This is a genomic window from Vibrio sp. T20 (genome assembly GCF_007858795.1).
Taxonomy (GTDB): Bacteria; Pseudomonadota; Gammaproteobacteria; order Enterobacterales; family Vibrionaceae; genus Vibrio; species Vibrio satsumensis.
Map to the genome: position 1 here is coordinate 1 of NZ_VFEB01000223.1, position 13,466 is coordinate 13,466.

Below are 13,466 nucleotides of genomic sequence, written 5' to 3' on the forward strand. Positions count from 1 at the left end.
GACCACTCAGCCATCCCTCCAGTGGCGTGAATAATATAAGGGGCAGAGGACCTTGTAAACCCCTAATTTTCATAATTTTGTTCTGTTGCTTGTTTTCTAGTCATTAACGGCAATAAAAAAGGGAAGCCACTGGCTTCCCTTTTATTTTTGGTGATCATTTAATCATTTTTTGTGTAGAAACGCTGTAGCTCAGTGAGGCCTTGCATCAACACCGGTAAGCGAGGGCTTACGTTTTTCAGGCGCTTGTAATTCTGATCGTACAGTTTGTAGTTACCAAATTTATCTAACACAGTAGTTTGCTTGTCAGTAATCAGAGCAAGTTCACGAGAGTCACCCGCGAGAATCCACTTTCTCTTACGCTCATTAAACAGGCTGCGACCACTACTGAAATCAGTCGGGCTTGAAGATACACCCAATAGCTCTTGCATCAGAGTTACTGATACGTCTAGATGACTAGAACGGTGAGTGTACTCAGAAGCAGACTTACCAGGCCAGCTGATAAACAGTGGTACTTGTAACTGATAACGACTGTAGTTGGAGTTTGCACCCCAGCTATTCGTTTTGGTTTCGTTAAACTCAGTACCGTGGTTAGAGGTAATGATTACAACCGTGTTGTCGGTTAGATCTAAGCGCTCTAGCTCCGCATAGATTGTTGCTAGCTGAGCATCGGCGGCTTGAGCTGATTTTTGATAGTCTGCAGTAAACCGTTCCGCTGTGGTTAACGTTGAGTTTGATTCAGAGCTTGAATCGTAGCTGGCGAAGTTATCCAGTGTGGTCAGTTCAATAAAGTTAAACCAAGGGCGCTTCGCTTGCGGTGATTGAATCCAGTCAGACCAAGCTTGTATTGCACTCTGGTCATCATACGTTGCCTGTTCTGGCATCACATCACGGCCTCGGAAGATGATATCCGAGTAAAGAGTATCGCTAAAGTTGTCGCCACTGAACGCAGCAAACTTGTACTTGTGATTATCTAAAACATCGAGTAATACCGCGCTAGAGCCTTGGGCTTCGATGCTGCTCGCGTAGCTGCTCGGAAGACCATAGAACAAACCGAAAATACCAAACATGTCGTTACTAGAACTGTAGTGGTTGGTGAAGTTGATCGACTGTTGTGCGAATGCATAGCTGCTAGGCATTGATGTTTTGTTCAGTGCGTCAGAGCGAAGGTTGTTCACACTCACCATCAGGATGTTCAGATCATCACTACGACGGTTGTACTGAATTTCTTCTAGTGGGTAGCTAACGAGGTTTACATTGCCTTTGTTCGCTTCCAAACGTTCTAGATATTCTTCACGGTCTAATAGACCATGTTTTTCCATAAAGCTTTTCGCTGTCATTGGATAAGACAGTGGGAAGTTCGCTTTCTGGCTAGTAATTGGGTTATAGAAATACGCATCAGCCCACATGTAGGTCAGGTGGCTGCTGATGAAACACAAGAAGAATACGGCAGTAATTGGACGGCCAATGTGTTTATGAGACAGTTTACGCTGCTTACGCCAAACCCATTCAGATAAGCCAAGCTGTAGCAAGAAGATGAGCGGCATAACAATGAAGAGGTGCTGCAAATCAGACGTGAATGCAGATTCCTCTCCACTGAATAAAACCTCCCACACAACAGGCGTCAGGTGGAGGTTTATATTTTGATACGTTTGGGTATCAATCAGTAGGACAGTTAAACCTATGGTCGCAAAACAAACCGCAACCAAACGTAATAACTTCCTCGACGGAAGAATAAAAGTGAGCGGGAACAGCACTAATAGATAGAGCGCGAACACTAAAAAGCCAAAATGACCAACCCACGATGCAGCCAAATAGAATTGACCTAGCAAGGTTTCTGGCCAAGCAGATTGAGTAATATAACGAGTACCAATCAACATCGCAGCAATGATGTTGAAAAATGCAAACCAGTGACCCCAACCAACCAGTCGAGATACACGATCGCTATATGAGTTTGCGCTGTCTACCATTTATAATTCTTTTATCCGTCAATCAAATTTAGTGAGACTTTTTATCTTCAAGAGAAGAAATTAAAGCCTCGGCAAATTTTTCAGCAATTCCTTTGCGTTGTGAAGCAGCAACATTCTGATTTAAGACATTGGTTGCGATATTTCCAGCGATCATCAGTGAAAGTTCTGGTGAAGCTTTGTGCTTAGATAGTACAGCACCCACTTCAGCTAGGATTTTTTCAACTTGATCATCTGTGTATTTAGATATAATCGGCATAAGGACTCTAATAATGATAGTAAAAGCGGCTTATGATAACCTACTATGCACGACAACTGAAACCTGAACGGTAATATTTTCACTATGAGCCTTCACCTTTCCAACGTAATTTTACACCAGCTGAGCAAGAACGATCAGGATGAACTGATTGTTAACTATCGTGCTGAATCTCTAGAAAACGATGCTTCATCTGAAAGTCTGGTTGCTGAACTTCACCGTGTTTTTAACTCAAAAGCAGGCAAAGGGTTTGGTTCTTTCAAATCTGACAGCGAATTTCAGCAGTGGTTGCACCAACTTCGTGCTGGTGAGACAAACTTTTACGATTTTTCTCAAAAGAGTGCGCAACGTCTAAAAGATGAGCTTTCAAAATACCCATTTGCTGACGAAGGTATCTTGGTAATGGCTGAATATCAGTCACTTGCAACAGATTATCTATTCATTGGTTTGCTGCCTTCAAACCAAAGCCTAAAGGTAACTGAAGGGCTAGATATTAGTGCGACGGATTACCTTGATATCTCAAAAATGGATATTGCGGCTCGCCTAGACCTTTCTACTTATGAGACTGATAAAGAGTCAAACCGTTATTTAACTTACATTAAAGGACGTGTTGGCCGTAAAGTCGCGGATTTCTTCTTAGATTTCTTACAAGCTGAAGTGGGTCTGGATGCGAAACAGCAAAACCAAGTACTGATGCAAGCGGTAGAAGATTTCGTTTCTGACTCTAAATTAGAAAAAGAAGAAGCGATCAGCTACAAAAAGCAGGTTGCGGATTACTGTAACGAGCAGCTTAAAGCGGGCGATGAAGTGCAAGTTCGTGAACTTTCTGGAGAGTTACCAGCAAGCACAGATGGCACAAGTTTCTTTGACTATACTAGTGAGCAAGGTTACGAGTTAGAAGACAGCTTCCCAGCCGATCGTGCAACTATGCGTAAACTAACAAAATTTGTTGGTGCTGGTGGCGGTTTGAATGTTAGTTTTGATAGTCTGCTTCTAGGCGAACGTATCTTTTACGATCCGGAGACAGACACGCTAACGATTAAAGGCACACCACCGAACTTACGTGACCAATTGACTCGCAATAAGTCATAGTCGGAAGTTAACGGATAAAAGCGGCTGCAGGATGTTGTCGCTTATTTTGTGCTTAATCTTTTAGCTACTGTCATGGCTTCAAGTTAACACGCACAAGGAATATAGATGGAACAATCAGTAGCAAAGCCCAAACGCTTTAAAAAACCAGCCACCTTCTTGGTTGTGCTCTTGGCTCTGTGGCTACTTCCTTCATTGGCTCTTCTTAATTTAAGCCGTTCCTACACCAATTCTCTTGCTCAAATCGAAGAGCTCGGTATTCGAGTCAACGAGTTGAGGCAATCACTTTATTTCTCAGAACCGCTTCGAGTCTCTCGTATCAATGATCTAGCACTCGATGCTCAGTTGGTTTATTCAATCCGACTGCAGATTGAATCTGATTTTCAACACGCTTTGTTTCGCCCTGATGTGAACCAACTGTTGTACGTAGCCGATCAGTTCCTAGAAAAGTTCGATGAGTTCATCCCGATCGAAAGCCAAGTTCAAGACATCGTTGATAACATTAAGATCTTGCGTGCGGATAAAGAGCTTTCCCCTAAGTTAAAACCACTCCTAAACGAATTCGGCGTAGTGGTCTTTGAAGCGATGTATTCTGACAGTCAAAGTTCGTCTGCCACTTATCGTGCCTTCGATTCTATTCTAGAAAAATCTTATTCATTAAAAACCAAAGAGCAAGACGCACTTCAACAGCTATTGGCTGATGCTTCAGCATTGTTGAGTGATTACGCCCAGCTCAATTATTTGGTCGATAAGATTAAGAAAAACTCAGTGAATGAGCAGATCATTAAACTTGAAGCTGAGTTTCATGAGCGTCAGTTTAACCTTTTACTTGTGATGTTAGGCTTGAGCTTAGTGGCGATGAGCACTTTGGTTGTGTGGAGTGTTAGTGTGAGAAAAGCGGCTCTGCAGCCCAAAGCAGAACAGGGTATAGCCCCTGAACTTAGCAAAGAAAAGGTTGTTAATCTTTCCGATAAGGAAGATGAATTGTTTTCAGAAAGTAGCGTTGATTCGACTCCCTCGGCAACTAACCGGTTTGAGAAAGAGCCTGAGGTACCTGAAACCGTATTGAATCAGCAACCAGAATATCAACCTCAACAAAATATGAGCCCTGCAAGTCAACCTGGTACGATAGGCGAGCCAATGTCGGAGAAACACATAGCCAGTGTGACGGACTCTAAGCCTGCGATTGATATTGAAGACATGTTGGAGACGCTCGATGGTGATGCTGAGTCTGTCGAATTGTTGCTTGGCGTCTTTGTACAAGATCACGCAGGTGACTATAAGAAATTTAAGTCTTTGCTGATCAAAGATGAAACCTCCGCAGCTCGCATTGTACATAGTTTAAAAGGTGTAGCTGGTAGCATTAAAGCGTCTCGATTAGCGATTATTGCCGCAAGTATTGAAATGACAATGAAGCAATCAAGAGCCATCAGTGAGCATGATTTAACAGAGCTCGAGCAGGCAATAAAAGCCTCGGTGGATTCTGCTTATGAATATTTAGATAATCAACGTTAACTTTTGTGGAAATTTTGACAATACTCTGACGAAGTGCTCATACAATCCGCGCCCTTAGTCTTTGTCAGAGGTTTATATGTTACGAGTTTCGAGTCGAAGTTGGATGGTGTTGGTGCTTAGCATTGTGCTAAGTGGTTGTTCTCTCTTAGAAGTTAAGTTAGATAGTCAGACGACGCCTCTCACTCAACAAGAGCTGAATGCTCGCCTCATGACGCGTGAATACGCCAAGATGTTTTTTACAAGAGTAGAAGACTCGGCGGACGTAATCGCGCAATCTTACCCGGCTGATGACACCTTACATCAATCTTATGTGTTGCTTTGGAAGATCCACGCAGAGCAAGGCTTACAGCAAGCGGCTTATCAAACTTCTCCTATGTCAGCTTTAATTGACTCATGGGTGTTCACTGCTCAAATGAATCAGTTTTACGCACAAGGTGACGGTGCTGATTTGTTCGTGACCGATGATGCTGTAGAAACAGCGCGTTTTCTTGATCAAGAAGCTGAAAAGCTAGCAAAGGGCGTATTGAGCTCAAGTGATTTCAAAAAGAGCAAAGCATTCGTTGCAGAGTTTGCCGCGAACAATCCTTTTAAAGATCTTACCTTCAGAAGTACGCCTGCTTATCGAGAATGGCTAGCTTACCTTGGTAAAGATGAATCACAGATCGTTCAGAGCCTAGGTACCATGCCAGAAGCCATGAGCGATGCATCAGACCGCTTAAGCCTAATGGCGGACCAAACGCCAAAACTGATGTCTTGGAAAGCCGAATTGGTGGCGATGAATAGCTCACTCACGGGTGAAGATTTGTCTATGACACTAGAAAGCCTTCGCCAAACCTCAGCTAGCATGCAGGACTTTATTGAAAATAACCCTGAATACATGCAAACACTAGCCTCTATTATGTCGGCAGAAATGCAGCCATTGCTCAACGACCTCAGCGATAAAACAGACCAAAAATTGGCGATGCTGAGCGATGAACGTGTCGCTCTGGAAAAGATGGTTACGCGTGAGAGAGAAGCGTTAGTTCAGATGATTGAGAAAGAGCGTCTCGAGATTGCAGGTATTGTGACATCAGAAAGAGAGCTGTTCACTCAAGATTTAGACCGTGTCTCTCAAGAAGTGGTTGTGCTTGCGATTGATAAGCTGATGGAGCTAATCAAGGGTGTGATTATTTACTTTATTCTGTTTATCTTGGTGGTGTTCTTCGCACCGTTAGGCATCGGTTACTGGTTGGGTAAGCGAACCGCAAACAAGTAAAAAACCGATAAAAAAGAGCGCTCTAGGGCGCTCTTTTTGCATTTCTACCATTAACGTTTTGAGTTACGTTCGAAAGTGTTAGCCCATGAACTTAAGCTTGTTGCTTGCTTAGCTCTGTCGCTTCTTCAGCTTCAAACGCTGGTGCTGTTGGTTCACACTTATCAACGAACCAACCCATATAAGACGTCACGATAGTTACAATGATACAGATGAAGCTTAACCACATGAACGGCGCGTAAGACAGCGTCGCAACGCCAAGAATACTCGCCATGTAGATGCCGTTATCACTCCACGGAACCATACCCGACGTTAACGTGCCACCAAACTCAGCATTACGCGATAGGTTCTTACGTTTGTAGCCTAAACGGTCGTAGTTTTTCGCACAGATTTTTGGCGTAAGGATTAACGATACGTACATTGCAGAACCGAATACGTTACCCATGAAAGCCGTGCCAATGGTGCTAGTCGCTAGTGAGCCTGCGCTGTTTACGCGGCGCTCAAACACTTTAGCGATTGTCTCTAGTACGCCCACTTTATCCAGTAAGCCACCGAAACCTAGACCAAATACGATAACCGCAACCGAACCAAGCATGGAAGACATGCCGCCACGGTTAAGAATCGAATCAATAAACTCTACGCCAGATGAGATTGAGAACGGTGCCCAAGCAGTGTTGAATGCCGTTAGGAAGTCGATATCTTGGATCATGACTGCCCAGATAATACCCAGCAAAGAACCAAAGCTGATGACCGGGAAGGAAGGCATACGGAAAGCCAACAGACCAAGCACGATAAGTACTGGAACGAATGAATAAGGGGTGATGTAGAACTGAACTTCCATCGCTTTGATTACAGAGTCTACTTGGCTCATGTCAACGTTGCCCGCGTAGTGGAAACCAAACGCAGTAAACATGATGCCTGTAATCACGTAGCTGATTAACGCAACTGGCAACATGCCCTTGATGTGTTCAACCACTTCAACACCAGACATTGAAGAAGCCAGAATCACTGAATCAGAAAGCGGAGACATCTTGTCACCGAAGTAACAGCCTGACAGCACTGCACCCGCAGTAATCGGCGCTGGAACACCGAGACCTTGGCCGATACCCATCATTGCGATACCTGCTGTACCCGCAGCGCCCCAAGAAGTACCAGTTGCCAATGCGGTTAGAGAACAGATGATCATGGTCGCTAAAAGGAAGATAGAAGGGTGGATAGCTTTCAGACCATAGTAAATGATAGTAGGTACGATCCCGCCTGAGATCCAAGTACCAACAAGAGCGCCAACGGCTAAAAGTATTAAAACCGCGCCTAAGCCATTGGATATTCCTTTGAGTGCTGCTTTTTCTAAGTCTTTGTATTGGTGTCCAAGACGAATACCAAGAACCATGATAATGAACCAGCCAATATACAAGGCAAGTTGAATTGGAAGGTCAAGCTTTGCTGTAAAGGAAAAAGCAAGGGATAGAAATAGTCCTAACGCGATGAATACCTGCAATAGGTTCGGTAGGCGAGTTTTACTCTGCTTCATAAAAGCCTCTTGTGATTTCGAGCATTTATAGTGCTTCGTTATAGTGTGTGGTACAAAACGGACACTACAGTAATTAGTTTATTATATCGAAAAAATACGCCCAAGTTGTGATATTTGACTGTTAACTCAATCAATTGTGGTTTCATAATCTAAAATTTTGTTAAATTCATGATTGTTACATGTTGAAATCTGTCGCACGTTGTTTTCGTTTTGTAAAATAAAATTCTGATTAACCTTGGTTTGAAAGAGGGATTTACTGTTTGTGATGAGCGTCGATTGAACCGGTTTTGGCGATGTAAATGTTTGAATTTGACGATAATGGACGCTTAATCAATGAGGTGGAGATGGAATGTCGATACAGAGATAACTGCACGATTCATTACGTTCACTTAAAAGAAACGAAAAAGTTACACTTTTTGACAAAAAGCACTTGAGTTCTGTTTCTGAAAAACTTATAGATGGGGGAGAGCAATTTTTAATTTATACATGGAGAGTGAGCGATGAGAGTAGGTCTAGTTGGTTGGCGCGGTATGGTGGGTTCTGTACTGATGCAACGTATGGTTGAAGAGAAAGACTTCGACTTGATTGAGCCTGTTTATTACAGCACATCTCAGATTGGTATTCCTGCCCCTGTTCTAGGTGGTAAAGATGCGGGTCTACTTCAAGACGCTTTTGATATTGATAGCCTAAAACAGCTTGATGCTGTGATTACTTGTCAAGGCGGCGATTACACATCAAAAGTATACCCAGCACTGCGTCAAGCAGGTTGGAAAGGTTACTGGATTGATGCAGCTTCTACTCTGCGTATGGACGCTGATTCAATCATCACTCTTGATCCTGTTAACTTGGCTCAAATTCAGCAAGGCATTCACAGTGGCACCAACACTTTCGTTGGCGGTAACTGTACTGTGAGCTTAATGCTTATGGCTCTAGGTGGCCTGTACGAGAAAGGCATGGTTGAGTGGATGAGTGCCATGACTTACCAAGCAGCTTCTGGTGCGGGTGCTAAGAACATGCGTGAGCTGATCTCACAAATGGGTGTGATCAACGACAGCGTAAGTTCTGAGTTAGCGAACCCTTCAAGTTCAATTCTTGATATCGATAAGAAAGTGGCTGATACGATTCGTTCATCTTCATTCCCAACAGACCAATTTGGTGCTCCACTTGCGGGCTCACTGATTCCTTGGATCGATGTGAAGCGTGAAAACGGTCAGAGCAAAGAAGAGTGGAAAGCGGGTGTTGAAGCGAACAAGATTCTTGGTCTAGACGGTCAACCGATTCCTATCGATGGTACCTGTGTACGTATCGGTGCAATGCGTTGTCACGCTCAAGCGCTAACGATTAAGCTCAAGCAAGACGTGCCAATGGACGAGATCGAAGAGATCATCGCGACGCACAATGATTGGGTTAAAGTGATTCCTAATGACCGCGACATCACAGCACAGGAGCTAACACCAGCGAAAGTAACAGGCACTATGTCTGTACCAGTCGGTCGTCTGCGCAAGATGTCGATGGGCAACGACTTCCTAAACGCATTCACGGTTGGTGACCAACTGCTTTGGGGTGCTGCAGAACCACTACGTCGTACTCTGCGCATTATCCTTGCTGAGAAAGCGTAACTGCCTCATTTTTGAGAATAATTAACGAAGAAGCGCCTTAGGGCGCTTTTTTTGTTTCTGATGACAGAAGCCTGACTTTAAAACCTTACCCTTCGTGCGTCTTACAGTTGGAGCTAGAAAATGAAAGCAAACCTTAAAGGTTTTACTCTTATCGAGTTGATTGTTGTTATCGTCATTATTGGTGTTTTAGCGGTTGTTGCAGCACCTAGGTTTTTAAACATACAACATGATGCTAGGGCTTCGGTTATGGAAGGGTTAGGGGCATCAGTCCATACCGCAGTGGATTTAGCATTCGAAAAAGCAGCTGTGGCAGGAATGGAAGACCAAGAACGTTACCTCGTACCAAACTACGGAAGCGTACAGTTTGGCTACCCTGCTGTTGAAAAAGGGGGAATGGAAAACTTTTTGGCGATTGATTCTGGGTACCATGATTTAACGAAAGAGTGGACTTGGGCTGCACATAATAATGGGTCTGTTGGCGACCCTGATTTGTGGCTGATTACCCGATCGGAATATTTGTCGGACGTTCTTCCCAATGACTTCAATACCGCTATCGAGAAGACCCAATGCTATGTGAAATACACGGCTGCGATGGAAGCAAATGATGACTACCAAGTGGAAGTTTTCACGGATGGCTGTTAGATAGTTAAGAAAACAAAAAGAGCTCTTAGGAGCTCTTTTTTGGTTTTATTCGATCTTGTTGGTGATGACACGCTTGTCTGGATCTGCCAATTCGCTTGCACAGTGTTTGCAATACATGGCGTCAGAATCATGACCCGCTCGGTTGCAGTTAGGACACTTAACCAACTCTTTGTGTGAGTTCATTTCATTACTGAGTTCTGCAGTAATAATCCCTGTCGGCACCGCCAAAATTGAGTAACCCAATAGCATGGTCAGTGATGCTATGGCTTTGCCAAGCGCGGTCTGCGGCACCATGTCACCATATCCCACTGTCGTGATGGTCACGATTGCCCAATAGATGCTGTGAGGAATACTAGTGAAGCCATTTTCTGGTCCTTCAATAACAAAGATCAGAGCACCAAAGATAACGACTAAGATCCCAACGGTGCTGAAGAAGATCAGTATCTTTCGTCTTGCCATTAACAGTGAGCGCAACAGAATATTGGAATCTTGCAGGTAGCGAACCAGTTTTAGGATTCGGAAGATACGCATCACACGAAGCAGCCTCACCACACCCATAAACGAAGCGCCAGGGAAGATGATCGCTAAGTAGGTTGGAAGAATCGCTAATAGGTCAACGACACCATAAAAGCTAGTAGCGTAAGATTTTGGCTTTGGAGAGCAATAAAGCCTCAACAAATACTCAAGAGTGAAGAGTGCAGTAAAGGTGTATTCGATATAACGCAACTGTTGTGACCATTCGCTCATTACATTAGGAATGGACTCTAAGATTAGAACTAACAGCGAAGCCAAGATTGCAACGATCAGAGAGATATCAAATGCACGTCCGGCAGGCGTGTGAGTACCAAAGATAATGACGTACAAATGATGCTTGAGTGGCTTGCGTGACATAAGGAGAGATTCATCTTCTGTTAAATGCATTAACAGTCATTATACTAGCTTCATAATAACGAGGCGAGTGAAAGCCCAATTGCTTTACTCGCCTCATCTATATTTCAATATTGTTGCCCTTTATAGAGCAACCGAAATGCCGTTAAACGTTATGCCAAACCTGGGAACAAATTACGTAAGCCATTGGCGATGAACTCGATGCCCAATGCGCCAAGAATCAAACCCATGATACGAGTGATCACGTTGATACCCGTTTGACCTAGGAAACGAACGATAACTGGTGCTGAACGGAACAAAAGCCAAGAGCATGTTGCGAATGCGATGATGCTAATGCCGATTCCTACCGTATCAATAGCAGCAGGGTAGCGAGACCCGTAAACAATGGTCGAGCTGATTGCACCCGGACCTGCCATTAGCGGCATAGCAAGTGGAACAACACCGATTTGCTCTTTGCTGATGTATTCAGATTTTTCTTGTTTGTTCTGCTTATCTTCACCGAGCTTACCGCTCATCATCGAAAATGCGATGCTCAGTAATAGTAAACCACCTGCAACACGAAATGAGTCCAGCGAGATACTAAACATATCAAGCAGCATTTGCCCCGCAACAAGAGAGACAATGAGGATCACGGCAACAGCAATGTTTGCTTGTAAGGCTGTCCTGTTCCTCTCTTCTGGCGGCATATGAGCAGTAAGAGAAACAAAAACAGGCATGATGCCGATTGGGTTTACGGCAGCAACAAGCCCAAGGAAGAATTGCATAAAAATTGCGAGTTCTAAGCCTTGCATGAGAGCGATCTCCAGTTAGCGTACTTAAGGTTGAAGGTTTGATCTGTGAATAGTCTAGGCGCGTAATGTAAGGGACAAACTCAATTTACACGAATGAAAAAAACTAACTTGAAATGGGTGTTTTTTTGTAGAAAAACTAATTGAATCTCACTTTTGTATCTTCCTTGTTGCAAGCTTGCTGCTGTTGTTTGATTTTGTAATTTTTTATTGAGTAACTGTTAACTGTCGCACGGATTTAATAAAAATTATGTCAGAATCTAGCCCGTGCAACGGTATGGATATACTCTCAGTAGCACGAATATAGCTGTATACATGTAATTTAACGGACTAAAAATGAAACTTTTTTACAGCTTATGACGCAATGTAGAAAAAATCCGTCTGTTTGCTTGTTTTTTGTGCTAACGGAAAGTGTGATTTTAATCTATTTAAATCAGTATCTTAAGTTCATTTTTGCGATTGCCATACTACTTTTTGGTTAATTCTTTTTGGGTAACTGATCTGGGTCAATTTTTTTCATACAGTGAAATAATATACTCAGTCCTGAAAGCAATTTACTAAGAACGTTGTTGTTTGAGGTTAAAAGCAAGCAGCGAAATTAATAAAAAGTTTTTAATATTTATTATTTTAGGAGATCCACCATGCCTGTAACTAACTTAGCGGAACTTGATGCTCTAGTAGCTCGCGTTAAAGCAGCACAAGAAGAGTTTGCAACATTCTCTCAAGAGAAAGTAGACGCAATCTTCCGTGCAGCTTCTCTTGCTGCTAACCACGCTCGTATTCCACTAGCACAACAAGCAGTTGCTGAATCTGGAATGGGTATTGTTGAAGATAAGGTTATCAAAAACCACTTTGCATCTGAATTTATCTACAACAAATACAAAGACGAAAAAACATGTGGCATCTTAGAAGAAGATGACAACCTAGGCACAATGACTATCGCTGAGCCTGTAGGTATCATTTGTGGTATCGTTCCAACAACGAACCCAACTTCTACAGCAATTTTCAAATCTCTAATCTCTCTTAAAACACGTAACGGCATCATCTTCTCGCCACACCCACGTGCAAAGAACTCAACTAACGACGCAGCGAAACTAGTTCTAGACGCAGCTGTTGCAGCGGGTGCTCCAAAAGACATCATCGGTTGGATCGACCAACCATCTGTAGAGCTTTCTAACGCGCTTATGAAGCACGACGGTATCGCACTTATCCTTGCTACTGGTGGTCCAGGCATGGTTAAAGCAGCGTACTCTTCTGGTAAGCCTGCTATCGGTGTTGGTGCTGGTAACGTTCCAGTAGTTATCGATGAAACAGCTGATATCAAACGTGCTGTAGCTTCTATCCTTATGTCTAAAACATTCGATAACGGCGTTGTATGTGCTTCTGAGCAAGCAGCTATTGTAGTTAGCGAAGTCTATGACGAAGTAAAAGAGCGTTTCGCTTCTCACAAAGCTCACGTTCTATCTAAAGCTGATGCTGATAAAGTACGCAAAGTACTGCTTATCGACGGCAACCTAAACGCTAAAATCGTAGGTCAGCCTGCTCCAGCAATCGCTGAAATGGCTGGTGTTAAAGTTCCTGCTGATACAAAAGTACTTGTAGGTGAAGGTCTTGGTAAAGTTTCTTACGATGACGAATTCGCTCACGAGAAACTATCTCCAACTCTAGGTCTATTCCGTGCGGACGACTTCGAAGACGCTGTTGCTCAAGCGGTAACTATGGTTGAAATCGGTGGTATTGGTCATACATCTGGTCTTTACACTAACCAAGATACTAACGCAGACCGCATCCGTTACTTCGGTGACAAGATGAAGACTGCTCGTATTCTAATCAACATCCCTACTACTCACGGTGGTATCGGTGACCTGTACAACTTCAACGTTGCACCTTCTCTAACTCTAGGTTGTGGTTCATGGGGTGGT

Annotated in this window: 10 protein-coding genes and 2 pseudogenes; 7 read left to right on the forward strand and 5 right to left on the reverse strand. The window is 43.4% G+C overall.

The genetic code is table 11. The annotated features are described in order from the left end of the window. Window positions 1-158: 158 nt before the first annotated feature. Both FTW16_RS22150 and FTW16_RS22155 read right to left on the reverse strand, forming a co-directional pair. Window positions 159-1,967, reverse strand: coding sequence for a DUF3413 domain-containing protein (locus tag FTW16_RS22150; RefSeq protein ID WP_146492456.1), 1,809 nt, complete (start codon window positions 1,965-1,967; stop codon window positions 159-161). A gap of 28 nt (window positions 1,968-1,995) precedes the next feature. Further along, a complete protein-coding gene (locus tag FTW16_RS22155) occupies window positions 1,996-2,223 on the reverse strand; it encodes a YejL family protein (protein WP_017068253.1) in 228 nt (75 codons plus the stop codon). Window positions 2,224-2,307: 84 nt separating this feature from the next. On the opposite strand from FTW16_RS22155, the gene yejK reads away from it, so the two are divergent. The 4 genes and pseudogenes from yejK (at window position 2,308) to FTW16_RS22170 (ending at window position 6,079) form a co-directional block, all read left to right on the forward strand. After that, the gene (gene yejK, locus FTW16_RS22160; RefSeq protein ID WP_017061190.1) at window positions 2,308-3,312 is read left to right on the forward strand and encodes a nucleoid-associated protein YejK; all 1,005 of its coding nucleotides are present in this window, start codon (window positions 2,308-2,310) and stop codon (window positions 3,310-3,312) included. 105 nt (window positions 3,313-3,417) lie between these two features. Continuing rightward, window positions 3,418-4,183: pseudogene (locus FTW16_RS24985) on the forward strand (Hpt domain-containing protein); the annotation flags it as partial. A 263-nt stretch (window positions 4,184-4,446) separates the two neighbouring features. Beyond that, window positions 4,447-4,824, forward strand: a pseudogene (locus FTW16_RS24990) (Hpt domain-containing protein); the annotation flags it as partial. A gap of 76 nt (window positions 4,825-4,900) precedes the next feature. Beyond that, window positions 4,901-6,079 (forward strand): chemotaxis protein, encoded by a 1,179-nt coding sequence (locus FTW16_RS22170; RefSeq protein ID WP_146492458.1) that lies wholly within the window; start codon window positions 4,901-4,903, stop codon window positions 6,077-6,079. Between the two features lie 91 nt (window positions 6,080-6,170). On the opposite strand, the gene nhaC is transcribed toward FTW16_RS22170, so the two are convergent. Further along, window positions 6,171-7,607: a Na+/H+ antiporter NhaC gene (gene nhaC / locus FTW16_RS22175; protein WP_017063453.1), complete on the reverse strand. Its 1,437-nt coding sequence runs from the start codon at window positions 7,605-7,607 to the stop codon at window positions 6,171-6,173. A gap of 500 nt (window positions 7,608-8,107) precedes the next feature. Between nhaC and asd the strand changes: the two genes are divergently transcribed. Together asd and FTW16_RS22185 are read left to right on the forward strand one after the other, a co-directional pair. Next, complete coding sequence (gene asd / locus FTW16_RS22180) at window positions 8,108-9,226, forward strand: aspartate-semialdehyde dehydrogenase (RefSeq protein WP_017629874.1); 1,119 nt, start codon at window positions 8,108-8,110, stop codon at window positions 9,224-9,226. A gap of 120 nt (window positions 9,227-9,346) precedes the next feature. Beyond that, window positions 9,347-9,868: a prepilin-type N-terminal cleavage/methylation domain-containing protein gene (locus FTW16_RS22185; RefSeq protein WP_146492459.1), complete on the forward strand. Its 522-nt coding sequence runs from the start codon at window positions 9,347-9,349 to the stop codon at window positions 9,866-9,868. Window positions 9,869-9,913: 45 nt separating this feature from the next. Here the strand turns inward: FTW16_RS22185 and FTW16_RS22190 are convergent, their stop codons facing one another. Together FTW16_RS22190 and FTW16_RS22195 are read right to left on the reverse strand one after the other, a co-directional pair. Further along, the gene (locus FTW16_RS22190) at window positions 9,914-10,759 is read right to left on the reverse strand and encodes an ion transporter (protein WP_146492461.1); all 846 of its coding nucleotides are present in this window, start codon (window positions 10,757-10,759) and stop codon (window positions 9,914-9,916) included. 149 nt (window positions 10,760-10,908) lie between these two features. Continuing rightward, the gene (locus FTW16_RS22195; protein ID WP_004734056.1) at window positions 10,909-11,547 is read right to left on the reverse strand and encodes a YchE family NAAT transporter; all 639 of its coding nucleotides are present in this window, start codon (window positions 11,545-11,547) and stop codon (window positions 10,909-10,911) included. A gap of 638 nt (window positions 11,548-12,185) precedes the next feature. On the opposite strand from FTW16_RS22195, the gene FTW16_RS22200 reads away from it, so the two are divergent. After that, window positions 12,186-13,466 (forward strand): aldehyde dehydrogenase family protein (locus tag FTW16_RS22200; RefSeq protein ID WP_146492460.1); only part of this gene is annotated, 1,281 nt, incomplete at its 3' end.